Here is a 24,494-nt window from a genome sequence, read left to right as displayed (position 1 = left end):
GGTCCAGATCCATGCTCGCGAATAAAACAGGCCGGGCGTAGGTTGGCTTCAGATGAGTGTGATGATCGATGTGACGGGAGCGGGAATGACGGACAGCCAATCCGGTGAGGACGTGCGCATCGTGCGCAACGACGCCGCGTCGCGCTACGAGCTGTGGCTCGGTGAGGCCCGCGCAGGCGTCGCGACCTACCGGGAGACCGACACCAGGGTGACCTTCATCCACACCATCGTCGATGAGGCGTTCGGCGGAAGGGGGCTCGGCAGCAGGCTTGCCGCGTTCGTGCTCCGCGACACCGTCGACCGCGGCAAGCGCATCGTCCCGCGCTGCCCGTTCATCAAGGAGTACCTGCGTTCTCACCACGAGTTCGACGAGTACGTCGACCTGCCGGCTCCGGTGTCCCCGTGACCAGGTGGGATGCGACCGTCACCGAGTCGACCAGTTCTCGGGTCGACCAGTCCGGTCCCACCGTCCGCCTGCTGGAGCCGCGGGAAGTGCCGCTCGGCGGTATCCGCGGCATCCTCGTCCACCGCTCCCTGCCCCAACGTGAACTGCCCATGGTGGGCGCGTGGTGCTTCCTCGACCGGTTCGACGACGAGGAGACCCGGATGCGGGTGCTCCCTCACCCTCACATCGGACTGCAGACCGTCACGTGGCCGATCGAGGGCGTGATCCGCCACCGCGACAGTGTCGCCTCCGACGTCGAGGTGAAGCCAGGGGAACTCAACATCATGACGAGCGGCTACGGCATCTCACACTCCGAGTTCTCGGTCGGTGAGGAGAACGGCCCCATGCGCGGGCTGCAGCTCTGGGTGGCCCTGCCACGCGAGATGGCCACAATCGACCCGTTCTTCGAGCGGTACACCGAACTGCCTGTGTTCGAGACCGGCGGCCTCACGGCCACCGTGCTCGTCGGGCAGCTCGGCGGGATCGCGTCGGATGCCACCGTCTTCACCCCCCTCGTCGGTGCCGACGCCGTCCTCGACGCGGGAGCCACTGCGTCCCTCCCGCTCGAGTCGCACTTCGAATACGCCGTGATGGTTCTCAGCGGCACACTGAACGTCGCCGGGATGTCGCTCATCTCCGGCCCGCTCCTGTATCTGGGCACCGAACGCGAGGAACTCCGGATCTCGAGCAAAGACGGTGCCCGGTTCGTCCTGCTGGGAGGGGTGCCGTTCGGAGACGAGATCATCATGTGGTGGAACTTCGTCGGGCGCAGCCATGAGGAGATCGTGGCGGCCAGGGAGGACTGGGAACAGTCCGCGATCCGGTTCGGTCACGTCGACGGGCACGACGGTGAACGCATCCCCGCTCCGCCTCTTCCTTCGGTGCGCCTCACGCCCAGGAAACGGTGGATGTGAGCCGTCGGGCTCCGTTGTGAATTTAGGCTAGCCTCAGCTAAATTGGTACCCGGGTCAGCCTGAGACCCGACAGAACCCTAGCGAGAGTGCCCATGCGAAACAGCAGCACCCGGCTTCTGCTCACGTGCGCGGCCATCGGCGTCGGTGGCGGGCTCGTCTTCGTCGTGAGCGGATACATCCAGGGGCTCATGGCTGCGACGATTCCGATCCTCTACGGATCGCTGATCGGGGTGTACTTCCTTCCTGGGGTGATCGCGCAATCGCTGCTGCGCCGCGGAGGCGTTGCCCTGCTCACCGGGCTCTTCGCCGGCCTCGTGGCTGCGGCTTTCAGCCCGCAATGGTTCTTCCGCTACCTCGGTGCCGGCATCGCCATCGGGCTGCTCCAGGAACTGCCGTTCGTCGTCACCCGCTACCGGTACTGGAAGGCGTGGATCTTCTACCTCGCCGCCGCGATCGCCGGCCTCGTCTTCGGGCTCGGCGTCTTCGTCGCTGTGGGCCTCAGCCACTTCACCGGTTGGGCCAACCTCATCTACTTCGGCCTCTTCGTCCTGAGCCCGATAGCCGTGACCTGGCTCGGCCGCGTCATCGCTGACCGCCTCGACAAGACCGGAGTGGCCAGGGGCCTGCAGCACGAGATCGACAGACGCACCGGACGCACAGATTTCACGAATGTGCTGATGGTCGCGGCGTGAACCGCTGAGCGCCATGGGAGGACAGTCCGGCCTGCCGCTCAGCGTGCGCGCCGTGAGCATCAGGCACGACGACCGCACGACCAACACACCCGACGACGTAACGTTCACGATCTCCCCTGGTGAGGTCGTTCTGCTCCTCGGTCCGTCGGGCTGCGGCAAGTCGACCCTCGCCCTCTCCGTGAACGGGCTGGTCCCTCACGCTGTGCCCGCCCACCTCAGCGGATCGGTGCTCACCGGGGGTGTCGACACGGCGGATGCCACGGTGGCACGACTGTCGCAGGAGGTCGCGATGGTCTTTCAGGACCCAGACGCCCAGATCGTCACCGGCACCGTTCTCGACGAGGTGTGCTTCGGGCCGGAGAACCTCGGTCTCGACGTGGAGACGATCCTCAGCCGGTCTGAAGCGGCGCTCCGTGCCGTCGGGCTCTGGGAGCGCCGCACCGAGAACCCCGACGTCCTGTCTGGCGGCGGCCGCCAGCGCCTGGGCATCGCCTGCGCCATCGCTATGGAGACCCCCCTCCTCGTCCTCGATGAGCCGACCGCCAACCTGGACCCGGCGGGCATCGATGAGGTCTACACCGTGCTGCGCGACCTCGTCGCCACTGGCGAGAACGCCATTCTCCTGATCGAGCACAACCTCGACGCGTCCATCGACCTCGTCGACCGGGTCGTCGTCCTCGACCGCAGCGGCCGGGTCGCCTTCGATGGACCGACCCGCGAGGTCCTCGCCGACCACGCCGAAGACGTGGCGCGGCTCGGTGTCTGGCTGCCTGTGGCCACGCTGGCGGCGCTGCGACTCCGTCGTGCGGGCGTTGAACTTGCCCCTCTCCCATTGACCGGGGCCGAACTGGCCGCATCGCTCGACGGCATCCTGTCGCTTCCCTCCCCCGACGTCTCACCGAAGCGGGACCGAGCGCAGACGGGATCCGGGATCCGGGTCAGCGGCCTCACGGTGTCTCGCGGCGGTCGCACTCTGCTGCTCGACGTCTCACTCGACATCGATGGCGGCGACTTCCTCGCCGTGATCGGGACGAACGGCGCAGGGAAGACCACTCTCGTCCAGGCGATCGCCGGGGTGACCGCACCGCCGAAGGGACACGTTCGGATCGGCGACCTGGACGCGGCGACCGGAGACATCCGCGCCCTGGCCACGCACGTCGGATTCGTGTTCCAGAACCCGGAGCACCAGTTCATCGAGAACACAGTCTTCGACGAGCTTGCCCACGGCCTCCGCATCGGTCGCGAACGCGATCGCCCGACAGCGACGGAGATCGACGCCCTGGTGACAGCGATGCTCGACCGGTTCGGGCTGGAGGACCTGGGGCACGTGCACCCGTTCCTGCTCTCCGGCGGGCAGAAGCGCCGGCTCTCTGTAGGCACGGCGTTGATCGCCGGCGCCCCCGTCCTCGTGCTCGACGAACCGACCTTCGGCCAGGACCGGGAGCGGGCAGACGAACTCCTCGCCCTGCTCTCCGGGCTGAACCGGACCGGCACGACGATCGTTGCGGCCACCCACGACCTGCAGCTCGTCGCCGAACACTCCAGCCATGTCGCTGTGCTGTCGGACGGCGAGCTTCTCGCGTTCGGTCCGACGGCGACCATCCTCGCCGACTCCGATCTCATCGAGCGAGCAGGAATGCGCCTGCCACCGCTGGCCAGGGCGATGCGACGCGTCACGGCGCACCCCGACTGGCGTTCGGTCACGCGTATCGCAGACCTTCCCGGTGGCGCTCCGTGACACCCGACCCATACGCCGCGATCGACGCGCCGCCCCGCTTTTTCCTTCACCGGTTGAATCCGCTGTCCAAGCTGGCCGCTCCGCTGCCGTTCATGGCGTATCTTCTCGTCGTGCGCGACATCTGGACCCCCCTGCTCTTCCTCGGCTTCGCCCTCGCGACGATCCTCATCGGCGCGCGGCTCAGTGCCCGATGGAGGGTGGCACTTCTGGTCGGCCTTCCCGCCGTCGTCCTCGTCCTGTCGCTGAGCTTCGGCCTGTGGACTGATGCCTCGCGCGTCGACACGACGCCGCTGGTCTTCCAGGTCGGTGAGTACCGCTTCTTCCAGGGCGCGTGGCTGATCGGGCTGGCAACGGCCCTGCGGCTCGCGGCCGTCCTCGCGCTCGCGCTGATCCCCGGTCTGACGACGAACGGTCCGGATCTCGTGCGGTCGATGGTGCAGCACCTTCGCCTGCCGTACCGGGTCGGGTACACGGCTCTCGCCGCGTACCGGTTCGTTCCGCGGTTCCGGCATGACCTCGACCTGATCCGACAGGCACACCGCGTGCGCGGAGTCGTCGGCGGACGCGGTCCTGTCGCCGGCATCCGCCGTTCATTCGGCTATGTGATCCCGCTGCTGGCCGGCGCGATCCGGCACGCCGAGCGGGTGTCGTTCGCGATGGACTCGCGGGCTTTCGGCGCACACGCCACCAGGACGGAACGCCATCTCGTGCCGCTCAGGGCTCGCGACGCCGTGTTCGTGGCCGCGTTCTGGGGAATCGGGATCCTTCTCCTGGTCGTCGCCGCCGGGCTCAGCTGACGCGTTTCACCGACGGATGTGGAAGGCCCCGCAGGATCTCGTGTGACATCCTGCGGGGCCCTTGTTCCTCGATGCGCTTCTTGAGAAAAAGGGTACGCCGACTCCGCCGAAATTCAAGGGGTCACACTGTTGTCCACACCGGTCGTTTTCTACCGTCAATTCTTCGAATCTATGTTCTAATGAAGAGATGAGATGGGACGGACAACAACTCGGCACAGAGGAGCCATCGGCCCTGCCAGGGCTCGCAAAACTCAACAACCTGGTGCGGAGCGTGCAGACGCCCGAGTTCGCCGGCGTGACGTTTCACGAGGTGCTCGCCAAGTCCGCGCTCAACCGCGTTCCACGTCAGTCGCAGATGCCGTTCGGCTGGACGATCAATCCGTACCGTGGATGCAGTCATGCTTGTGTTTATTGCTTCGCGCGACCCACCCACACGTACCTCGACTTCAACGCCGGTGCCGATTTCGACAACCAGGTGGTCGTGAAGATCAACGTGGCCGATGTTCTCGACACAGAGGTGTCGAAGCCGAGCTGGGGCAAATACCCGGTCGCGCTCGGCACCAACACCGACCCCTATCAGCGCGCGGAGGGCCGCTATGCCCTCATGCCAGGCATCATCGAGACGCTGGCGAGATCCGGCACGGCGCTGTCGATCCTCACGAAAGGCACGCTGCTCCGGCGCGACCTTCCGCTTCTCGCCGAGGTCGCGAAAACGGTCCCGGTCGATCTGGCCATGTCGATCGCCATCTATGACGATGAACTGCAGAAGTCGATCGAGCCTGGCACACCATCGGCGAAGGCCCGCCTCGCGACCGTCACGGCCGTGCGCGAGGCCGGGCTCGACTGCAGCGTCTTCCTCATGCCGATCCTGCCGTACCTGACAGACACGAAAGCGCACCTCGATGAGGCGCTCAGGCGGGTCGCGAACGCCGGCGGCACGAGCGTCCTGTTCAGCTCGCTCTATCTGAAGCCCGGCGTGAAGCCGTGGTTCCTGCACTGGCTGGAGCGACAGCATCCGGAGCTGGTCCCGAAGTACCGTGACCTCTACGCGAAGGGGTCGTACGCACCGAAGGAGTATCGGAAGTGGCTCGCGGCACGCATTTCGCCGCTCATCCGCGCCCACGGGCTCGAGCGCGGGCGCGAGGACCCGTCGACAGGCGGCATCCGATCGGCGGCGCTGGGGATGCTCCGTAACGATGCAGGTGAGCGCGTCGCGTTCGCGAGCGACGACGGGTCGACAGGTGCCACGATCCTGGCGGCAACGGAACAACCGATGTTGTTCTGAGATCGACAGCGGATCCGGTGCCGCCTGTTACGTCGCGGAAACAGAGCTGCGCTTGGCTGGAGTCATGGAACACCAACCAATCACCGTCTCGATCGAACGCCGGGTGAACCCCGAACGGATCGACGAGGCCACCACATGGGTCCAGTCCGGAATCCGGATGGCAGGGACATTCCCCGGATTCCTCGGCTCCGGCTGGGTGCGCGCCGGTGCGGCATCCGACACCTGGCACATGCTCTACCGGTTCACCGACGAGTCGACGCTCGACGCATGGGAGGGCTCATCGCAGCGTGTCCGCTGGCTCGACGAGGGTCGCGAGTTCATGGAACAGTCTCGGGTCGAGAAACGGACAGGGATCGAGGGCTGGTTCGACGCCCCATCGGGGCAACAGGCGGATATTGCCGGCCTTCCTGCAACGCCGCCTCGCTGGAAGCAGGCCGCGAGCATCTGGCTCGGCTTCTTCCCCGTCAACCTGGCGTTCACCCTGCTCGTCACGACCTTCGTTCCCGGCTGGGAGCAGCTCGGTGTGTTCTGGCACGTGCTCATCTCGACACTCACGCTCGCTCCGATCATGACGTTCTGGGTGCTCCCGTTCGTCACCCGTCTGATCAGGGGCTGGCTGTATGCCGGCCCTCAACGACTGGCTGTTCCCGAACTCAGTCCTCGATGAGGCGTTTGCCGAGGACGACCACGTCATCAGCGGTGTAGCCGAGCGAGTGATAGAACGCCACCACGTCGCCGTTCGTCGACCGCACCATGAGCATGATCTTGGGGCATCCGCGCTCCACCAGCAGGCGCTCGGCCTCGACCATGAGTGCCCGTCCGGCACCTGCTCCCCTGAGCCCGGGCTGCACGGCCAGGTAGTAGACCCAGCCGCGGTGGCCGTCGAAGCCGACCATGGCGGTTGCCGTCACCCCGGCATCTGTCTCCCCGACGAGGAACAGCTCCGGCTGGGTGGTCAGTTTCCTGTCGATGTCCGCGTACGGATCATTCCACGGCCGGGTGAGGCCACACTGATGCCAGAGCGCGACGACGGCTTCGGTGTCGTCGGTCTGGTCGTTCCTGGTGAACGGGCGAATGCGCATCCGTTCATTCTGGCGTTAACGACGAAGCGGCGGACCGGACCTGGAGGTCCGATCCGCCGCCTGGCGTTTCGCAGCTGTTATCGCGTGAGCTTCGCGTTGGTCATCCGACCGGCGAGCTCTTCGATGATCTCATCACCGGGACGGGCGTTGACGTAGTCGGCCTCGATCTCGGCGCGGCCGAGGAGGTCGGTCATCCGGCGCTGGCGTGCCTTCGGGATGATCGTCACGACGGTTCCGACCTTGCCGGCCCGGCCGGTGCGGCCCGAACGGTGGAGGTAGGTCTTGTACTCGTCCGGCGCGTCTGCCTGGATGACCAGGGTGATGTCGTCGACGTGGATGCCACGGGCGGCGACGTCCGTCGCGACCAGCACGTTGACTCGCCCGGAGGTGAGCTGCGCGAGGTTGCGGGTACGGCGGGCCTGGTTGAGGTCACCGTGAAGCGATACAGCGCGGATGCCTGCATCCTCCAGCTGGTCAGCGAGACGCTCGGCGTATGCACGGGTGCGCGAGAAGATCAGGGTCTTCTCGTTGCGGTTGGCGAGTTCCTCGATGAGGCGGTCCTTGTCGCGGTGCTCAACCACGAGGACGCGGTGGTCGATCGTCGCGGAGGCCTGGTCTTCACCGGCGACCTCGTGGACGGACGGCTTGGGCAGGAACTCCTTGACGAGCGAGGCAACACCCTTGTCGAGCGTGGCCGAGAAGAGCAGCTTCTGTCCGCCGGGGGCGGTCAGGCGCAGGATCCGCTGGACCGGCTCGAGGAAGCCGAGGTCGCACATGTGGTCGGCCTCGTCGAGGACCGTGACGGTGACCTCGGAGAGGTCGAGACGACCCTGCTCGATGAGGTCCTCGATGCGGCCGGGGGTTCCGACGATGATGTCGACGCCGCGCTGAAGTGCACCGACCTGGCGACCCTGCGGCACGCCGCCGTAGATCTGGGTGGTGAACAGGCCGACGCTGCGTGCGATCGGCTGCACGGTGCGGTCGATCTGCAGGGCGAGCTCACGGGTCGGCGCGAGGATGAGGGCACGGGGCTTGCGGCCCATGGCGCGCTTCTTGCCTCCGCCGTTCTCCATCAGCTTCTCGACGAGCGGGGCACCGAAGGCGATGGTCTTGCCTGAGCCGGTGCGGCCACGGCCGAGAACGTCGCGACCGGCGATGACGTCGGGGATGGTCGCTGCCTGGATCGGGAAGGGGCTCGCAGCTCCGAGCTCCGCGAGAGCGGCGACGATGTTGCCGCCGAGGCCGAGGTCGGAGAAGGTCACGCCTTCGACGTCGGTTGCCAGCGTGGCCTGGGCCTCGAGGCGCTCGAGCACGACGTCGTCCTCTGGCGTGAAGTTGCCCTTGGCGTCGCGGTTCGGGTAGAAGTTCTTCTCTGCTCCGGCGTCACGACGAGGACGGTCGTTGCCGAAGTCCTTGCGGGGACCGCGGTCGTCACGGTTGTACGAGCCGCGCTCGGGGCGGTCGCCGTACGAACGCTGCGGGCGGTCGTCGCGGTTGTACGCAGGACGCTCGGTCCGCTCGCCACGGTTGTATGCGGGACGCTCAGTCCGGTTCTCGCGGTTGTACGCGGGACGCTCTGTCCGGTTCTCGCGGTTGTACGCGGGACGCTCTGTCCGGTTCTCGCGGTTGTATGCGGGACGCTCAGTCCGCTCGCCACGGTTGTACGCGGGACGCTCAGTCCGCTCGCCACGATTCTCACCGCGGTTGTACGCAGGACGCTCGGTCCGGTTCTCACCACGGTTGTACGCGGGACGCTCAGTCCGCTCACCACGGTTCTCACCACGGTTGTACGCGGGACGCTCAGTCCGGTTCTCACCACGGTTGTACGCGGAACGCTCAGTCCGCTCACCACGGTTCTCACCACGGTTGTACGCAGGACGCTCGTTGGTGCGGGGAGCCCGCTCGCCGCGGGTGTACGTCGGGCGCTCGCTGCTGCGCGGCGCCTGGGCGTCACGGTCGTAGCGCTCGTCGCGAGGGGCGCGCTGTTCGCGCGGCTCGTCAGAGTGACGGCGGGCGGCACGCTCGTCGGCATTCCAGCGGGCCTTCTTGGGTGCGTCGCCATCGGCAGCGCGGTAGCCGCGGTGGCCGGGGCTGCGGCTCCCTGTGGTCGAGCCTGCCGGGCCGCCGCTCTTACGGGCATAGCCGGGGTCGAAGTTCTTGGCGGGTCGCCCGCCGGCCGGTTTGTTGTTCTTGGGCATAGTACTTTCCGGGTTTGTGTTCATGCATGAATCGCAAGCGCGCGCAGCAGAAACTGCGGCATTCTCATACCCGAGCAGTCGATGGCCGGGACCGTTTCACATCGTGTGAATACGAACGCGTGATCGCGTCGTACAACCGGCCCACCAGACTTACAAAACCCTTCCGCGGTACATCCCGCGGTGTCCAGAGCCGACCCCGCAACATTACCGGAATCATGGCGCCGTGTCACGCACGAATTCAATAAAGAGGCGTTCAATCACATATTCGCGGCAAATCCCCAGATAGCGCGTTCCTCGGAGTACTATTCGGTTACACCCGCCTAACCCGGCGGCGAACCCGAGTCCCGGGCTCGGGACGAACCGAACAAATGGAGGTGGAGCCTTGAGCTTCCTCGCGTTTCTTCTACTCGGTCTGATCGCTGGTGCGATCGCAAAGGCCATCCTTCCTGGAAAACAGGGCGGTGGCTGGTTCATCACGCTGCTTCTCGGCGTTGTTGGCGCACTCCTGGGCGGCTGGCTTGGCGGGCTGCTCTTCGGTGTCGACCTGCAGGAGTTCTGGAGCATCCAGACCTGGCTCGTCGCCATCGTGGGGTCCATCGTCGTCCTGCTCCTCTACGGATTGTTCACTCGTAACTCGCGCAAGGCCGCATAACCTCGGCTCGCGGATCTTCGGATGCCTCCTCGCCACCCGGCGGGGAGGCATCCGTCGTTGAGGCGGCCTCCCCTACATGTGAATGGCCTCCGAACCCCGGCGAGATGTTGAGATCGCCGACGAGGTGGGGAAGGGTGGGACACTTCTATTCGCCTACGGAAGGAAGAGCATGCTCACCCTCACCGAAAACGCAAGCACCATCGTCAAGACCATCACCGTGCAGACGACCGGCACGGAACAAGGCGGACTCCGCATCACCAGCCCCGCAGCCGAAAGCGCAGACCTCTCGGTCGCCGTCGCCGGCGCTCCGGAACCGCACGACGCCGTCGTCGAGGTCGCAGGCGCACGGGTGTTCCTCGAGGAGAACGCCGCAGCCGTTCTCGCAGACAAGATCCTCGACGCCGAAGTGGACGAGGCGGGCGCTGTCCGATTCGCGATCGGCGAGCAGACCCCCGCATAGAGAGTTAAACCTCTCGTAACCGCGGCGAAACAGATCCACGGTTGACTGGCGTCATGACAAGCGCACGCCAGACCGACACCAGTGAACCCGGCCTCGTGACGGTCTCCGTGGAGAGCCCACGCCAGGACGAGGTTCTCACGCTTCTCAGCCTCGGCACGGCTTTCGCCCAATCGCTGTATCCCCCGGAGAGCAACTTCCTCCTGGATGTCGACGAACTCGAACGCCCTGGCGTCTCGGTCTACGTCGCCAGGGACCAGGGCGGTCACGCCATCGGCATGGCCGCCCTCGTCCCGTGGGGCATGGCGGTCACCGAACTCAAGCGGATGTTCGTCCATCCGGACGCTCGCGGTCGCGGAGTCGGTTCCCGCCTGCTCGACACGATGGAGTCGGATGCCAGGGCGGCCGGCCTCCGGCAGATCGTGCTCGAAACCGGCACGCTCCACGCGGCGGCCCAGGCACTCTACACGCGGTGCGGCTACTCGCCGATCCCGCAGTTCGGTCAGTACATCGGCGAGAAGCACAGCTACTGCATGGCCAAGATGCTCTCGCACTGACCGCCCGATGTCGTCCTCTGGTCTGACCCCGACGATACCTGCGGTGGACGCCAGGATGCCGCACGTTCCCTAGCGTCGAGATCGTGCCGCAATTCTGCGTGCCGCGATCGAACGGACGCCATGGACTTCCTCTCCGACGCCCTGCTCGCCACGGTTACCTCGCCATGGGTCTACGCGGTCGTGTTCCTGGCGGTCGTCATCGACGGCTTCTTCCCGCCGGTCCCGAGCGAGACCGTCGTGGTCGCCGCTGCGGCCATCGCCGTGTCGGCGGGGTCGCCGAATCTGCTGCTGATCATCCTGGTCGCCGCTCTCGGCGCCGCGCTGGGCGATAACATCGCCTACCTCATCGGGCGGAGCATCGGCATCGAGCGTTTCCGCTGGATGAGGCATCCGCGAACCGCGAGGGCATTCGGCGCGGCCGCAAGCGGCATCCGCCGTCGCCCGGCTGCGCTCATCCTGACCGCCAGGTACATCCCGGTCGGTCGGATCGCCGTCAACATGACCGCAGGGGCCACGCGCTTCCCACACCGCAGGTTCTTGCCGCTCACCGTTCTCGCCGGAGCGTCGTGGGCGGTCTATTCCGTCTCGATCGGGATGCTCGCCGGGCACTGGGTCAAGGACCAGCCGCTCCTCGGTGCGGCCATCGGCATCGTCATCGCGGTCGCCCTGGGTCTCGTCATCGATCGCGCGACGCAGGCCGTGTCCCGGCGGCGTTCTCAGGCACGCCCACGGATGCGCCGCGACAGCTCGCCGGCCGTGGACGAGACCTCGTCCACCAGGCCGGCCGGGGCCGTGCCCGTCGGGAACGTCACGGCCACTGCGGCCGCAGGCCAACCGACGTGGTCGGTGACGGCGACGGCGACGGATGCCATCCCCGTCGTGACTTCGCCATCCTCGGTGGCAAAGCCCCCTGACGTCACAGTGTCGAGCAGGACACGGAGTTCGCGGTAGCGCGCAGGACCGATGCCCGTGCGATCGACGAAAGCGGCGGCATCCGGGAACAGGGCACGTACCTGCTCCTTCGGCAGATGCGCCAGCATCGCCCGACCGGATGCCGTGAGGTGCGCCGGCAGCCGGACGCCGACGTCTGTGACGAGGTGCGGCCGACGCGGCGCTCGCTCTTCGACGATATACAACACGTCCCGGCCGTGCATGACCGCGAGGTGAGCACTCTCACCGACGCGGTCGACGAGGTCGGCGAGGAGGGGATGGCCGAGCCGGCTCAGCGGTTGCTGCCTCGCGAATCCGCCGGAGAGCTCGAATGCGGCGACGCCGAGCCCGTAGCGCCTCGCTTCGGGCAGGTGCATGACGAAGCCCCGTTCCTGGAGCACGGCGAGCAGGTGGTAGACGGTCGATCTCGGGAGCTCGAGTGCCGCGGCGATCGTCGCGGCGGCCACCGGCCCCCGCTGGGACGCGAGATGCGTGAGTATCCGGAGCGTCGCATCGGCTGCGGGAACTTTGGAGTCGGCCATGCCTGCCTCTCGGGTGATGTTCACAACTGCGGAGATCGTCCCCGAATCGTCGTCGCCAGCGACCGCATGCACCGAATCGCGGAGATTCTCCGCGGTTCGGGACAGCGCCCTGTCTGGGATTCCGGACTGATCCGAGTGTACGGCCGTTGCCGTCCGGCTGCGCGGATGGTCGACTCGACCTATGAACACCGCAGCTCCCCCTTTTGTCGTCTCGGCGGGTGTCGTGACCGTCGGCCGTGCCGGCGTGACCTTCGACGACATCGTCGCCGTCGCCCGCTTCGACGCCCGGATCGAGCTCGACCCCACGGCATTGGACGAGGTTCGCGCGACCCGGCGGATCATCGACGACCTCGCCTCAGACACCGCGGGGCATTACGGCATCTCGACCGGTTTCGGCGCCCTCGCCACGACCTTCATCGACTCCGACCGGCGCAGCCAACTGCAGCAGAGCCTGATCCGCTCCCACGCCGCTGGTTCGGGCCCGGAGGTGGAGCGTGAAGTCGTCCGTGCACTGATGCTGCTGCGGCTCTCCACCCTGATGACCGGGCGCACAGGAGTCCGTTCTCAGACCGCCGAGGCCTACGCCAGGATGCTCGACGCCGGGATCACCCCCATCGTGCGCGAGTACGGGTCGCTCGGCTGCTCGGGCGACCTCGCACCGCTCGCGCACTGCGCCCTCGCCGTCATGGGGGAAGGCGACGTTCGCGATGCGACCGGCGCTGCGCTGCCGGCTGCGGACGCCCTCCGCGCGGCCGGACTCGAACCCGTCCACCTCGCCGAGAAGGAGGGCCTCGCCCTCATCAACGGCACAGACGGGATGCTCGGGATGCTCGTCCTCGCGTTGACCGACCTGCGGATGCTCCTCGCGACGGCAGATGTCGCCGCAGCCATGAGCGTCGAAGCGCTCCTCGGGACGGACGCCGTCTTCGCGGCCGACCTCCACGCCCTGCGTCCGCAGCTGGGCCAGGCCGACTCCGCCGCCAACCTGCGTGCCCTCCTGTCGGGTTCCGCCATCACCGCGTCGCACGCCGGCCCCGAGTGCACGTCGGTCCAGGACGCCTACTCGCTCCGGTGCAGCCCCCAGGTGCACGGCGCAGCGCGCGACACCGCCGACCATGCCGGCCGCGTGGCCGGCCGGGAACTGGCGAGCGCCATCGACAATCCCGTCGTCACCATCGACGGTCGCGTCGAGTCGAACGGGAACTTCCACGGTGCACCGATCGGGTATGTGCTCGACTTCCTGGCGATCGCCGCCGCCGACGTCGCCTCGATGTCCGAACGTCGGACGGACCGGCATCTCGACGTCTCACGCAACAAGGGGCTCCCCCCGTTCCTCGCCTCAGAGGTCGGCGTCGACTCGGGTCTGATGATCGCCCAGTACACGGCGGCCGGAATCGTGTCCGAGCTGAAGCGCCTCGCCGCGCCCGCGTCGGTCGACTCCATTCCGTCCTCCGCCATGCAGGAGGACCACGTGTCGATGGGCTGGGCCGCTGCGCGCAAACTGCGGAAGTCCATCGACGGGCTCGCGCGCGTGCTCGGCATCGAGATCCTCACCGCCGCGCGGTCTCTCGACCTGCGCGCCCCTCTGCGGCCCGCTCCGGCCACGGGTGCAGTGCATGCTCTCGTGCGCACCGTCGCGGACGGCCCAGGCCCAGACCGGTACCTCTCGCCAGAGATCGAGGCCGTGTACGAACTCGTGCGCTCCGGCGCGATCGCGGATGCCGCGGCATCCGTCACGAAAGGACTGAACTGACCATGAGCGAGCCACGCCCCGTCCGTGCCGCCCGCGGCACCACCCTCACTGCGAAGAGCTGGCAGACCGAGGGCCCCCTGCGCATGCTCATGAACAACCTCGACCCCGACGTGGCCGAACGCCCGGACGACCTCGTCGTGTACGGCGGCACGGGCAAGGCGGCGCGCAACTGGGAGTCGTTCGACGCCATCGTGCGCACCCTCGAGTCACTCGAGTCTGACGAGACCCTCCTCGTGCAGTCCGGAAAACCGGTCGGGGTGTTCCGCACCCACGAATGGGCTCCCCGGGTGCTCATCGCCAACTCGAACCTCGTCGGAGACTGGGCCACCTGGCCCGAATTCCGCCGGCTCGAGTCGCTCGGGCTCACCATGTACGGGCAGATGACCGCCGGCTCGTGGATCTACATCGGCACGCAGGGCATCCTGCAGGGGACCTACGAGACGTTCGCGGCCGTGGCGGCGAAGCGGTTCGGCGGGACCCTCGCCGGAACTCTCACCCTCACCGGTGGCGCAGGCGGAATGGGCGGAGCCCAGCCGCTCGCCGTGACGATGAACGACGGCGTCGTGCTCATTGTCGACGTCGACGCCACGCGGTTGCAGCGCCGCGTCGACCACGGGTACCTCGACGAGCTCTCCCCCTCACTCGACGCCGCGCTCGAACGGGTGCTCGCCGCGAAGGCCGACAGGCGGGCGTTGTCCGTCGGCGTCGTCGGCAATGCGGCGACGGTGTTCGCCGACCTGCTCGCGCGAGGCGTCGCCATCGACATCGTCACAGACCAGACCAGCGCACACGATCCACTCTCCTATCTGCCGGAGGGCGTTTCCGTCGATGACTGGCACGAGCTCGCGAGGCGGGACCCGGAGGGATTCACAAATCGTGCTCGCGCGTCGATGGCGAAGCAGGTGGATGCCATGGTCGGCTTCCAGGACGCCGGTGCCGAGGTCTTCGACTATGGCAACTCCATCCGCGCCGAGGCGCAGCTCGGCGGCTGCGAGCGGGCCTTCGACTTCCCCGGTTTCGTGCCTGCATACATCCGCCCCCTGTTCGCCGAGGGCAAGGGGCCGTTCCGGTGGGCAGCACTCTCCGGAGACCCGGCCGACATCGCGGCGACCGATCGCGCGATCCTCGAACTGTTCCCCGATGACGAGCACCTGCACCGGTGGATCACCAAAGCACAGGACAAGGTGCAGTTCGAGGGGCTGCCGGCCCGGATCTGCTGGCTCGGCTACCAGGAACGGCACCTGGCAGGCCTGAGGTTCAACGAGATGGTCGCGTCTGGCGAACTCAGTGCACCCCTCGTGATCGGCCGCGACCACCTCGACTCCGGATCGGTTGCCTCCCCGTATCGCGAGACGGAGGGCATGGCTGACGGATCGGATGCCATCGCCGACTGGCCCCTGCTGAATGCGCTGCTCAATACCGCCTCAGGGGCCACCTGGGTGTCGATCCACCACGGAGGCGGCGTCGGCATCGGCCGTTCGATCCACGCCGGGCAGGTGATCGTCGCCGACGGCACCCCGCTCGCCGCCGAGAAGATCGCCCGCGTGCTCGTCAACGACCCGGGCACAGGGGTCATGCGCCACGTCGACGCCGGATACGACCGTGCGGCCGAGGTCGCCCGCGAACGCGGCCTGCGTGTGCCGATGCTGGAATCCTGATGTCCCACCTGATCACGAACATCGGCCAGCTCGTCACCAACGACCCAGCCCGTGACACACTGCTCGGCATCGTGGACGACGCGGCCGTCGTGATCGACAACGGTCGCATCGCGTGGGTGGGACGAGCCGCACAGGCACCCGCAGCAGACAGCGCGACGGATGCCGGCGGCTCCGCCGTACTCCCCGGTTACGTCGACAGCCACTCCCACCTCGTGTTCGGCGGCGACCGGGCGGCCGAATTCGAGTCCAGGATGACCGGCCGGCCGTACTCGACCGGCGGCATCCGCAGCACGGTGGATGCGACGAGGACCGCAACGGACAACGAACTCCGGTCCCGCCTGGCCGGTTTCATCGACGAGCTGCGCGCACAGGGCACGACGACGGTGGAGATCAAGAGCGGTTACGGGCTCAGCGTCGCCGATGAGGAACGCCTCGTCCGGCTCGCCGCCGAGGTGACGCCTGAGGTGACTTTCCTCGGCGCCCATGTCGTGCCGGCAGAGTTCAGCGGCAGGGGCGACGACTACGTCGACCTCGTCACGGGCGCCATGCTCGACGCGTGTCTTCCTCATGCGCGCTGGGTGGACGTGTTCTGTGAGACCGGCGCGTTCACCGTCGAACAGTCGCGGCGCGTCCTCGAGGCGGGAGCGGCACGCGGGCTCGGCATCCGTCTCCACGCGAACCAGCTCGGAGCGGGCGACGGTGTTCGGCTGGCCGTCGAGCTCGGGGCGGCGAGCGTCGATCACTGCACCGTGCTCAGCGACGACGACGTGGCCGCACTCGCGGCATCCGACACCGTCTGCACCCTCCTGCCGGGGGTCGAATTCTCGACCAGACAGCCGTATCCGGATGCTCGGCGACTGATCGACGCCGGCGTCACCGTTGCCCTGGCCAGCGACTGCAACCCGGGGTCGAGCTTCACCTCGTCGATGGCGTTCTGCATCGCCGTCGCCGTGCGCGACATGGGGATGACACCTGCGGAGGCCGTGTGGGCTGCGACGGCCGGAGGGGCAGCAGCGCTACGGCGCACCGACGTCGGCCGGATCGTCGCCGGCGCGCGGGCCGATCTTCTCCAGCTGCGCGCCCCAGGCATCGTGCACCTCGCGTACCGGCCCGGTGTCCCGCTCGTCGACCGGGTGTGGAAGGACGGCGCGCTCGTCGTCGGCTGAGCGGTGCAACAGGCAGGGCCGACGACTCGCGCGGGCGGTTCGGCCCCGCGCGGGTGGAAAGACACCCGCGCGACGCCGGAAGACCCGCGCGGCGGTCAGCGCGACGCGAGGCCGGCAGCGACCTCGAGCACACAGAGCGCGGCCAGGCGCACGGTGCGCCCGTCAGGGGCGTCTGTGAGCGCGTCGATCTCGGTGATGTCCACCGAACGGACCCGGCGGTCGGACCCTGCGGCCCGCGCCGCTGCCCGCAACTCGTGGGCGGCGATCCCGCCGGGGACGGACGCAGGGCACGCCGGCGCGACAGAGCGATCGCACACGTCGACGTCAAGGTCGACGTGGATCGGGCCTCCGCCAGCCCCCGCGATCTCGAACGCCTCGGCCATGACGTCCCCCATCGGCCTGGCGTGGAGGGCGTCGCGCGGGATCACGGTGATCCCGAGTTCCCGCGCACGTTCGGTGTAGCCCTTCGAGTTGGCGAAGTCCGCGATCCCGACCTGAACGATGCGGCGTCCGTCGAGTCCTGCCTCCACGAGGCGGCGCACCGGGGAACCGTTCGAGATACCGTCCCTGAGGTCGTGGTGGGCGTCGAGCGTGACCAGCCCGGCCGGCGGAAGCTCGCTGCCCCACGCGCCGAGCGCAGCAGGCACCGTCGCGGCGTTGTCTCCACCCAGCGCGACGGTCACGGTCGAGCGCCGAACGGCATCCGCCATGAGCGCTTTGGCGACCGGTTCGCCGTCTGGCCCGTCCGGTTCGACGGCGTCGCCGAAATCGGCGAAGACGAGGTCGTCGAGGTTGCGGCCGTCGAGGGAGGCCGCGAACGGTGCGAACCGTCGAAGCGCCGTCCGCACCGCTGCGGGCGTAGCATGTGCCGACGTCGGCGAGAGCGAGGTGCGCCAGGTCGGGATGCCGACGAGAGCGAGGTCTATCGGCCCGGCGACGTCGGACGGCCAGTCCCCTGCACGGGGCCAGAGCGGATCCTGGGCAAGCGGGGATGTCGACATGGGGGAACGTTAGCAAGCGCGCCGCAGGGAGCGACAGCATCCGGTCGCCGAACCGTCTGCGATCCCGGACACAGCTGACGGGCCACAGGCTGGAAACCCGGACCGAAACGACGCGGACCTGCCGATCGAATGCTGCGCCGCGCGTGATCCGAGGCTCTATGCTCGCCACCATGGATGCAACGGTGCGGTCGGTGGATCGAAGGACCCTCGTCAGATACGCGATCGGTTCGTTGGGGACGGGCGGCTTCGCCACATTGCCCGGCCTCGTGCTCGTCTACTACCTCACCGACACCCTCGGGATCGCGGCACTCGCGGCCGGACTCCTGGTCACCCTGGCGAAGATCTGGGATGTGATCATCGACCCTGTCATCGGCAGCCGCAGCGACCACAGTCTCGCGACGACCGGCTCCAGGCGACGGTTCATGCTGATCGGCGGGTTGACGTTACCCGTGTTCTTCGTGCTGACCTTCGCTGTGCCGCCTGCCCTGCACCCGTGGGGCTCGGGCGCCTGGGTGCTTCTCGCGTTCCTCGCCTGCGCGACCGCGTTCAGCCTGTTCCAGGTGCCGTACATCGCCTTGCCCGCTGAGCTCACCGCGGGTTACAACGATCGCACCAGGCTGCTCACCTGGCGGGTCGTCGTGCTCACGCTCGCCATCCTGCTGTTCGGTGCAGGCGGGCCTCTGCTGCGCGGCCTCGCAGACGACCCCAGACTCGGCTATCTGCTGATGGCGGTCGTGGCTGGCCTCGTCATCGGAGCGGGCATGCTCGTCTCAGCAACCATCGCCCCGCGAGACAAGCCGATCGCCCGGCGAGCGCCCGCCGCTTCCCCCGCAGCAGGCTACCGGGCTGGCCTCGGCGTCCTCAGGCGCAGTGCGCCGTTGCGGGCGCTCCTCCTCACCTTCCTGTTGCAGGGACTCGCCACAGGAATGATGCTCGCTGGTGCCCAGTACGTGGCGACCTGGGTGCTCCGCTCGGAAGGAGCGGTCACCTTACTGTTCCTCGCCCTCATCGCCCCGGCACTCGTGCTCGCTCCGGCCTGGGGACGCTTCGCCAGGCGGGTCGGCAAGGAACGCGCGTTCGCCCTCGCCAGCGTCATGTTCGCGGTCGCTGCACTCTCCCTGCTCGGCCTTCTCTGGGTTCCCGGTGCCTGGGTGTACGTGCCCGTCGCCATCGCCGGCGGAGCGTACGCCGGAATGCAGGCACTCCCCATGGCCATGCTGCCCGACGTCATCTCGCACGACGCCCGCACGAACGGCGAGGGTCATGCGGGGATCTTCGGCGGGGTGTGGACGGCGGGAGAGACCACGGGGATGGCGCTCGGTGCGACAGCCCTCACGGTGGTCCTCGCCATGACCGGCTACGCGGAACGCATCGCAGGCCAGTCCGTCGAACAGTCACCGGTCGCCGTCGCCGGTATCGTCCTCAGCTTCAGCGTCGTCCCCGCAGCGCTCATGATCGTCAGCCTCTTCACCCTCCGCGGCTACCGCCTCAGGAAGGTCGACATCGACATCCCCGCCCAGCCAGGCATCAACCGGAAGGCCACCGCGTGACATCCGCCCTCACTAACACATCCCGCGACATCCTCGGCCGGTTGTCGGCCCTGCGGGAGGCGGATGCCCCCACGCACGGCGGCCGCGTGCTGTCATACGTGTACGACTCCGGGCTGGCGGAGCTCGACGAGCTCGCCGCTGAAGCCATCCGCATCATGCAGCCCGTCAACGGCCTCGACCCGACGACCTTCCCGTCCGTGGCTTCGATGGAGCGAGACATCGTCCGTTTCGCCCGGCGGATGCTGCACGGCGGCGACGACGTGGTCGGCACCGTGACCTCCGGTGGCACCGAGAGCTGCCTGCTCGCAGTGAAGACGGCTCGGGATGTCTGGCGCTCGGCCGGAGGGACCGGCACACCGCGCATGGTCGCACCTGTCACGGTTCACGCTGCGTTCTCGAAGGCTGCCCACTACTTCGGTGTCGAGCTCGATCTCGTTCCCGTCGACGCGGACGGACAGGTCGACGCAGGACTCATGACAGAGCGCTTCGGCGCAGACGTCGTCCTCGTCGTGGTCTCCGCTCCCGCGTACCCGCACGCGTCCCTCGACCCGGTGACGGAAGTCGCGGCCGCGGCATCCGCAGCAGGAATCGCCTGTCACGTGGATGCCTGCATCGGCGGCTGGGTGCTGCCGTGGTGGGGTGCGCTCGAGCCGTGGGACTTCGCTGTGCCAGGCGTGACGAGTATCTCGGCCGACCTGCACAAATTCGGCTACGCGCCGAAGGGAGCATCCGTGCTCCTCCAGCGCGGACGCGACCGCCAGCGCTCCCAGTATTTCGCCACCCGCCGCTGGCCCGGATACCCGGTGGTGAACGCCACCATGCTCGGCTCGAAGTCGGCAGGAGCGCTGGCAGCGGCGTGGGCGATCGTCGAACGGCTGGGTGAGTCAGGGTTCGCCGAGCTCGCCGCATCCTGCCGGCGGTCGACGGATGCCGTCGTCGCGGCAATCGGCGCCATCGACGGACTCCGCGTGGTCGGCGACCCGGTCGGACCGCTGTGCGCCGTCGCGACGGACGAGTCGGTACCGGGCGAGCGCCGCGTCGACCCGCACCACTGGGCGGACCGGGTGCGCGGGCACGGCTGGCTGCTGCAGATGCAGCCGGGCCTCGCGCAGCAGGACGGAGTGCCGCTGCCTCACACCACCCACCTCACGATCACGCCGGTCACCGAGTCAGTGCTCCCTGCGCTGCTCGCCGCCCTCGAGGCGGGTGCAGATGAAGTCCGCGGGGTTCCGGCTGCAACAGCCACCCAGGTCGTCGCCGCGCTCCCCGGCGGGTTTGCGGAAGCGGTCTCCGGGCTCGCTGGCCGGACCGATCCACTCACGTCCGCTGAGGCATCTGCCCTGCTGGCCGAGCTCGGGATCGGCTCCGGAGGATCGGTGCTGCCCGGGCAGATGGCTCCGCTGCTCGCGCTGATCGAGTCTCTGCCTGCCCCGCTGACCGAACGCCTGCTGATCGAGCTCCTGGCCGGGCTCGTCGACCCGTAGCCGCGCGTACTCACCCGTTCCGGTCGCACTCACCAGGTACGCCGGGTGAGTGCGTCCGGAACGGGTGAGTGGACCGTGCGACCGGAACGGATGCTGTCGCTAGGCCTCGACCGCTGCGTCCCGCGCCGCCCGGCGGGCGAGTCTGCGCTCGCGCGCACCCTCGACGAGGTTGTACAGCGTCGGAAGCACGATCAGGGTGAGGAAGGTCGACGACACGAGTCCGCCGATCACGACGATCGCGAGCGGCTGCGAGATGAACCCGCCACTTCCTGTGAGCCCGACGGCCATCGGCACGAGCGCGAAGATCGTGGCGAGCGCGGTCATGAGGATCGGGCGGAGCCTGCGACTCGACCCGTGCCTCACCGCCTCGACGACGCTCATGCCGCGGTCGCGGTACTGGTTGACGAGGTCGACGAGCACGATGGCGTTCGTCACGACGATGCCGATGAGCATCAGCACACCGATGAGGGATGCCACACCGAGCGGGACGCCCGTGATCACCTGCAGCCCGATCGCACCCGTCGCCGCGAACGGGATGGACACGAGGAGGAGCAGAGGCTGACGGAGCGACCTGAACGTCGCCACCATCACGACGTAGACGATGAGGATGGCGGCGAGCATGGCCAGTCCGAGCTGCTGGAACGCCGTGGACTGGTCGGCAGTGACGCCGCCCAGGCTCGCGGTCGCTCCGCCAGGAAGGTCGAGCGAGGCGACGGCCTCTGACACCTCTGCGCTTGCGGTGCCGATGTTGTCGCTGGACGGCGTGATCGACACGGTGGCCGAACGCTGGCCGCGGACGGTGGTGATCGACGACGGGCCGTCGACCTCGCTGACCGTGGCGAGCGAATCCAGACGGACCGGACCGAGCACGGTCGGCACGGTGAGCGCCGCGAGTTCGGCGATCGTCGTCGGCGGGGTCTCGGCGGCGATGTAGATCGTCACCGTGGTCTCGTCGATGACGATCGTGCCCGCTGTGGCCGGCTGCATGGCTGCGGACACGAGGCTTCCGAGGGCGACCTCGGAGTAGCCAGCCTCAGCGGCGTCCAGCCTGTCGACCTCGACGGCGATGTACGGCCGCGACTCGCTGAGGTTGTTGGTGACCTGGCGCATGCTCCCGAGGTCCTCTGCGGCCTCTGTCACGGCATCCGTCGCCTCGCGCAGGATCTCCTGCGTCGGTGCGGTGATGTCGATGTCGATGTCGCTCGACGCTCCAAAGCCTCCGGCAGAGGCGACCTCGATCTCGCCTGCGCCTTCGATGTCGGCGAGTTCGGTGCGCACCTCCGCCTGCAGGGCTTCCTGGTCGGCGTTCTCATCGGTCGTGATCGAGTAGGTGATGCTCCCTGAACCGCCACCGACGAAGGCGTCGCGCAGCGCGCTGCCAGACGATCCGATGGACAGCTGGACGATCTCGATGCCGTCGATGTCGCGGAGGACGTCCTCCACCTGCGTTGCTGCGGCATCCTGGGCTTCGAGGCTGGTGCCGACCGGGAGCTTCTGTGACACGGTGAGCGTGTTCTGCCCGGAGTCGCCGAGGAAGTTGGTCTTCATGAACGGCACGAGCGCGACCGTGCCCGCGAGCACGAGAACGGCGAGCAGGATCGTCACGACGGAGTGCTTGAGGGTCCAGTTGATGACCGGGAGGTAGCCCTTCTGCAGCCGGGTGGGGTGCTCGAGCTCATCCTCGTCCTCCATGCCCGTCTTGCGCGCCCGCCTGGTGCCCGGTGCGGCGACCGCTGCGACGACGGGGGCTTCGGCGGGGGCGGCAGTCGGCTCAGCTGGAGCCTCATCAGCGACGAGCACAGCGGCCTCAAGGCGCTCAGGGCGCTCGGGGGCGACCAGGTACTTCGCGTCGACGATCGCAGGCGATGCCGAGACGCCAGCTGGCAGTGTGCGTTCAGGAACCGGGATGCTCTCCGGTTCGTCGGCGACGTCGACCGGCGTCGCAGCAGCAGCCCGTGCGGCAGCGGCATCAGCCTTCGCCGCCTTCCTGGCGTCTGCTCGGGACACCTTCGCCGGGCGTGCATCCGCCGGAGCCGTCGCTGCCCTGGCCGCCTTGGCTCGGAGGAACCAGTACGCCAGCACGGGGACGATCGTCAGCGAGACGAAGAGGGAGGCGACCAGCGCGATCGTCACGGTGAGCGCGAACGGTCGGAACAGCTCGCCGGTCATGTCGCCGACGAAGGCCAGCGGCAGGAACACGGCCACAGTGGTGATCGTGGATGCCGTAATCGCCCCGGCGACCTCACGCACAGCGGTGATGATGGAGAAGGCGCGCCCGTCCGGGCTCCTGTCACGGGCCGCGGTCATGTGCCGCTTGATGTTCTCGATGACGACGATGGAGTCGTCGACGACCCGGCCGATCGCGATGGTGAGCGCGCCGAGGGTGAGGATGTTGAGCGTGTACCCGGTCGCCTGCAGCCCGATGAACGTGATGAGCACCGATGTCGGGATCGAGATGGCCGTCACGAGGGTGGCGCGGATGTCGAGCAGGAAGATCAGGATGATGAGCACGGCGAACGCGAGGCCGAGCAGCCCCTCTGTGGCGAGCGACTCGATCGATTCCTCGATGTACGGAGCCTGGTCGAAGACGACCACCAGCTCGACGTCGGAACCGAGGGCCTCTTCGAGGTCCGGGATGAGCGCGCGGACGCCGTTCGAGACCTCCACGGTGTTCGCGGCAGGAAGCTTGGTCACGGCGATGGTCAGTGCCGGCTCGCCGTTGACGCGGGAGATGCTCGTCACCGGGTTGTCGGTCAACGCGACGGATGCCACGTCGCCGATGACGACGACCTCGCCCGGTTCCGTCTGTCCGACGAGGGGCAGCGCGGCGATGTCGTCGACCGAACCGAGTTTGGATCCCGTCTGCACGGCGAAGGTGCTGTCGTCCTCGGTGATCTGCCCTGCTGGGAGCAGCACGCCGTTCTGCTGGAGGGTCCGGCTGATCGCCGTCGAGGTGAGACCGGCATCCTGAAGCCGGGAGTCATCAGGGGTGATGGTGACCCTCTGGCCGACGTCGCCGACGAGAGCGGCTTCGCGCACGCCGTCCACGTCCTCGATGTCAGGGACGGCGGTCCGGCTGAGCGCCTCGGAGAGGGCGTCGGTGTCGTCGCCGCTACCGGTGGCGGCGATCTGCAGGACCGGGAGGTCGTCGAGGCTTCCTGAGAGAACCTGCGGGTCGACGTCCGCAGGAAGCTGCGACTTGATCCTGTTGATGGCCTGGTTGATCTTCTGCTCGGCCGTGGCCAGGTTGGTGCCGTAGGTGAAGGTCGCCGAGATGAGGCTCAGGTCGGTCGAGGATGTCGCGCTCGTCGATTCGAGACCGGCGACACCCTGGATCGCGGTTTCGATGGGCGTGGAGACGTCGTCGTTGACGACCTCCGGCGCTGCACCGGGGTAGTTGGTCACGATCGCCAGCTGCGGGAACTGCACGCTCGGGGCGAGCTCCTGCTTGAGGCTGACCAGCGCGATCCCGCCGAACACCGCTGCGACGATCGTGACAAGGGCGATGAGCGCCCGGTTTCTCATGCTGAGGACGGCGAGAGCGTGCACGGGTCTCCTGAAGACGATGCGATGGATGCCGCGAACGCGACGAG

Annotated in this window: 21 protein-coding genes and 1 pseudogene; 16 read left to right on the top strand and 6 right to left on the bottom strand. The window is 68.0% G+C overall.

The features are described 5' to 3' along the window. Positions 1 to 85: 85 nt before the first annotated feature. From AC1M2K_RS09240 to AC1M2K_RS09210, 7 genes are all read left to right on the top strand, one after another. Positions 86 to 406 (top strand): GNAT family N-acetyltransferase, encoded by a 321-nt coding sequence (locus AC1M2K_RS09240; protein ID WP_480240739.1) that lies wholly within the window; start codon positions 86 to 88, stop codon positions 404 to 406. Further along, on the top strand, positions 403 to 1,359 hold the full coding sequence (locus AC1M2K_RS09235) for a pirin family protein (RefSeq protein WP_480240738.1): 957 nt from the start codon (positions 403 to 405) through the stop codon (positions 1,357 to 1,359). The genes AC1M2K_RS09240 and AC1M2K_RS09235 overlap by 4 nt, the downstream gene beginning before the upstream one ends. A 92-nt stretch (positions 1,360 to 1,451) precedes the next feature. Then, entirely contained in the window at positions 1,452 to 2,051 is a 600-nt protein-coding gene (locus tag AC1M2K_RS09230; protein ID WP_480240737.1) for an ECF transporter S component, read from the top strand. Positions 2,052 to 2,064: 13 nt separating this feature from the next. Next, positions 2,065 to 3,789 (top strand): ABC transporter ATP-binding protein, encoded by a 1,725-nt coding sequence (locus AC1M2K_RS09225; protein WP_480240736.1) that lies wholly within the window; start codon positions 2,065 to 2,067, stop codon positions 3,787 to 3,789. Continuing rightward, positions 3,786 to 4,586, top strand: a complete 801-nt coding sequence (locus tag AC1M2K_RS09220) for an energy-coupling factor transporter transmembrane component T family protein (protein WP_480239031.1) — start codon at positions 3,786 to 3,788, stop codon at positions 4,584 to 4,586. Before AC1M2K_RS09225 ends, AC1M2K_RS09220 begins: the two co-directional genes overlap by 4 nt. A 187-nt stretch (positions 4,587 to 4,773) precedes the next feature. Beyond that, positions 4,774 to 5,871: an Rv2578c family radical SAM protein gene (locus AC1M2K_RS09215; protein WP_480240735.1), complete on the top strand. Its 1,098-nt coding sequence runs from the start codon at positions 4,774 to 4,776 to the stop codon at positions 5,869 to 5,871. A gap of 64 nt (positions 5,872 to 5,935) precedes the next feature. Continuing rightward, positions 5,936 to 6,538, top strand: a complete 603-nt coding sequence (locus AC1M2K_RS09210; protein WP_480240734.1) for an antibiotic biosynthesis monooxygenase — start codon at positions 5,936 to 5,938, stop codon at positions 6,536 to 6,538. On the opposite strand, the gene AC1M2K_RS09205 is transcribed toward AC1M2K_RS09210, so the two are convergent. Continuing rightward, positions 6,525 to 6,953 (bottom strand): GNAT family acetyltransferase, encoded by a 429-nt coding sequence (locus tag AC1M2K_RS09205; RefSeq protein ID WP_480240733.1) that lies wholly within the window; start codon positions 6,951 to 6,953, stop codon positions 6,525 to 6,527. The genes AC1M2K_RS09210 and AC1M2K_RS09205 overlap by 14 nt on opposite strands. 77 nt (positions 6,954 to 7,030) lie before the next feature. Further along, positions 7,031 to 9,151: a DEAD/DEAH box helicase gene (locus AC1M2K_RS09200; protein WP_480240732.1), complete on the bottom strand. Its 2,121-nt coding sequence runs from the start codon at positions 9,149 to 9,151 to the stop codon at positions 7,031 to 7,033. Positions 9,152 to 9,533: 382 nt separating this feature from the next. On the opposite strand from AC1M2K_RS09200, the gene AC1M2K_RS09195 reads away from it, so the two are divergent. The 3 genes from AC1M2K_RS09195 to AC1M2K_RS09185 all read left to right on the top strand — a co-directional run bounded on the left by AC1M2K_RS09195 (position 9,534) and on the right by AC1M2K_RS09185 (position 10,817). Continuing rightward, positions 9,534 to 9,803: a GlsB/YeaQ/YmgE family stress response membrane protein gene (locus AC1M2K_RS09195; protein ID WP_480239036.1), complete on the top strand. Its 270-nt coding sequence runs from the start codon at positions 9,534 to 9,536 to the stop codon at positions 9,801 to 9,803. A 169-nt stretch (positions 9,804 to 9,972) separates the two neighbouring features. Next, positions 9,973 to 10,263, top strand: coding sequence for a hypothetical protein (locus AC1M2K_RS09190; protein WP_480240731.1), 291 nt, complete (start codon positions 9,973 to 9,975; stop codon positions 10,261 to 10,263). A 53-nt stretch (positions 10,264 to 10,316) separates the two neighbouring features. Then, positions 10,317 to 10,817, top strand: coding sequence for a GNAT family N-acetyltransferase (locus tag AC1M2K_RS09185; RefSeq protein ID WP_480240730.1), 501 nt, complete (start codon positions 10,317 to 10,319; stop codon positions 10,815 to 10,817). Between the two features lie 170 nt (positions 10,818 to 10,987). Here the strand turns inward: AC1M2K_RS09185 and AC1M2K_RS09180 are convergent, their stop codons facing one another. Next, the gene (locus AC1M2K_RS09180; protein WP_480240825.1) at positions 10,988 to 11,113 is read right to left on the bottom strand and encodes a hypothetical protein; all 126 of its coding nucleotides are present in this window, start codon (positions 11,111 to 11,113) and stop codon (positions 10,988 to 10,990) included. Here AC1M2K_RS09180 and AC1M2K_RS09175 point away from each other — a divergent pair. Next, a pseudogene (locus AC1M2K_RS09175) lies at positions 11,055 to 11,351 on the top strand (DedA family protein); the annotation flags it as partial. The gene AC1M2K_RS09180 and the pseudogene AC1M2K_RS09175 sit on opposite strands and share 59 nt — an antisense overlap. A gap of 182 nt (positions 11,352 to 11,533) precedes the next feature. Here AC1M2K_RS09175 and AC1M2K_RS09170 read toward each other — a convergent pair. Next, a complete protein-coding gene (locus AC1M2K_RS09170; RefSeq protein ID WP_480239160.1) occupies positions 11,534 to 12,289 on the bottom strand; it encodes an IclR family transcriptional regulator in 756 nt (251 codons plus the stop codon). A 181-nt stretch (positions 12,290 to 12,470) separates the two neighbouring features. Between AC1M2K_RS09170 and hutH the strand changes: the two genes are divergently transcribed. The 3 genes from hutH to hutI are packed head-to-tail and all read left to right on the top strand — an operon-like array spanning position 12,471 to position 16,866. Next, positions 12,471 to 14,042 carry a histidine ammonia-lyase gene (gene hutH, locus AC1M2K_RS09165; protein ID WP_480240729.1) on the top strand — a complete coding sequence of 524 codons (1,572 nt, stop codon included), beginning with the start codon at positions 12,471 to 12,473 and terminating at the stop codon, positions 14,040 to 14,042. A 2-nt stretch (positions 14,043 to 14,044) separates the two neighbouring features. Beyond that, on the top strand, positions 14,045 to 15,700 hold the full coding sequence (gene hutU, locus AC1M2K_RS09160) for a urocanate hydratase (protein ID WP_480240728.1): 1,656 nt from the start codon (positions 14,045 to 14,047) through the stop codon (positions 15,698 to 15,700). Continuing rightward, on the top strand, positions 15,700 to 16,866 hold the full coding sequence (gene hutI, locus AC1M2K_RS09155; protein ID WP_480240727.1) for an imidazolonepropionase: 1,167 nt from the start codon (positions 15,700 to 15,702) through the stop codon (positions 16,864 to 16,866). The genes hutU and hutI overlap by 1 nt, the downstream gene beginning before the upstream one ends. A gap of 95 nt (positions 16,867 to 16,961) precedes the next feature. On the opposite strand, the gene AC1M2K_RS09150 is transcribed toward hutI, so the two are convergent. Next, entirely contained in the window at positions 16,962 to 17,867 is a 906-nt protein-coding gene (locus AC1M2K_RS09150) for an arginase family protein (RefSeq protein ID WP_480240726.1), read from the bottom strand. A 170-nt stretch (positions 17,868 to 18,037) separates the two neighbouring features. Here AC1M2K_RS09150 and AC1M2K_RS09145 point away from each other — a divergent pair, with 170 nt between their 5' ends. Both AC1M2K_RS09145 and AC1M2K_RS09140 read left to right on the top strand, forming a co-directional pair. Further along, positions 18,038 to 19,417 (top strand): MFS transporter, encoded by a 1,380-nt coding sequence (locus AC1M2K_RS09145; RefSeq protein WP_480240725.1) that lies wholly within the window; start codon positions 18,038 to 18,040, stop codon positions 19,415 to 19,417. Then, the gene (locus AC1M2K_RS09140) at positions 19,414 to 20,901 is read left to right on the top strand and encodes a pyridoxal phosphate-dependent decarboxylase family protein (RefSeq protein ID WP_480240724.1); all 1,488 of its coding nucleotides are present in this window, start codon (positions 19,414 to 19,416) and stop codon (positions 20,899 to 20,901) included. Before AC1M2K_RS09145 ends, AC1M2K_RS09140 begins: the two co-directional genes overlap by 4 nt. Positions 20,902 to 21,000: 99 nt before the next feature. Here the strand turns inward: AC1M2K_RS09140 and AC1M2K_RS09135 are convergent, their stop codons facing one another. Continuing rightward, entirely contained in the window at positions 21,001 to 24,450 is a 3,450-nt protein-coding gene (locus AC1M2K_RS09135) for an efflux RND transporter permease subunit (RefSeq protein ID WP_480240723.1), read from the bottom strand. Positions 24,451 to 24,494: the final 44 nt, after the last annotated feature.

Source organism: Mycetocola sp. Y171 (genome assembly GCF_056713165.1).
This window is presented reverse-complemented; position numbering and strand designations above follow the sequence as displayed.

Bases quoted from the DNA above. Each gene is read 5' to 3' on its own strand.
- AC1M2K_RS09240 (WP_480240739.1), top strand. From the start codon at position 86: ATGACGGACAGCCAATCCGGTGAGGACGTGCGCATCGTGCGCAACGAC.
- AC1M2K_RS09230 (WP_480240737.1), top strand. From the start codon at position 1,452: ATGCGAAACAGCAGCACCCGGCTTCTGCTCACGTGCGCGGCCATCGGC.
- AC1M2K_RS09225 (WP_480240736.1), top strand. From the start codon at position 2,065: ATGGGAGGACAGTCCGGCCTGCCGCTCAGCGTGCGCGCCGTGAGCATC.
- AC1M2K_RS09215 (WP_480240735.1), top strand. From the start codon at position 4,774: ATGAGATGGGACGGACAACAACTCGGCACAGAGGAGCCATCGGCCCTG.
- AC1M2K_RS09210 (WP_480240734.1), top strand. From the start codon at position 5,936: ATGGAACACCAACCAATCACCGTCTCGATCGAACGCCGGGTGAACCCC.
- AC1M2K_RS09205 (WP_480240733.1), bottom strand. From the start codon at position 6,953: ATGCGCATTCGCCCGTTCACCAGGAACGACCAGACCGACGACACCGAA.
- AC1M2K_RS09200 (WP_480240732.1), bottom strand. From the start codon at position 9,151: ATGCCCAAGAACAACAAACCGGCCGGCGGGCGACCCGCCAAGAACTTC.
- AC1M2K_RS09190 (WP_480240731.1), top strand. From the start codon at position 9,973: ATGCTCACCCTCACCGAAAACGCAAGCACCATCGTCAAGACCATCACC.
- AC1M2K_RS09185 (WP_480240730.1), top strand. From the start codon at position 10,317: ATGACAAGCGCACGCCAGACCGACACCAGTGAACCCGGCCTCGTGACG.
- AC1M2K_RS09180 (WP_480240825.1), bottom strand. From the start codon at position 11,113: ATGATCAGCAGCAGATTCGGCGACCCCGCCGACACGGCGATGGCCGCA.
- AC1M2K_RS09170 (WP_480239160.1), bottom strand. From the start codon at position 12,289: ATGGCCGACTCCAAAGTTCCCGCAGCCGATGCGACGCTCCGGATACTC.
- hutH (WP_480240729.1), top strand. From the start codon at position 12,471: ATGAACACCGCAGCTCCCCCTTTTGTCGTCTCGGCGGGTGTCGTGACC.
- hutU (WP_480240728.1), top strand. From the start codon at position 14,045: ATGAGCGAGCCACGCCCCGTCCGTGCCGCCCGCGGCACCACCCTCACT.
- hutI (WP_480240727.1), top strand. From the start codon at position 15,700: ATGTCCCACCTGATCACGAACATCGGCCAGCTCGTCACCAACGACCCA.
- AC1M2K_RS09150 (WP_480240726.1), bottom strand. From the start codon at position 17,867: ATGTCGACATCCCCGCTTGCCCAGGATCCGCTCTGGCCCCGTGCAGGG.
- AC1M2K_RS09145 (WP_480240725.1), top strand. From the start codon at position 18,038: ATGGATGCAACGGTGCGGTCGGTGGATCGAAGGACCCTCGTCAGATAC.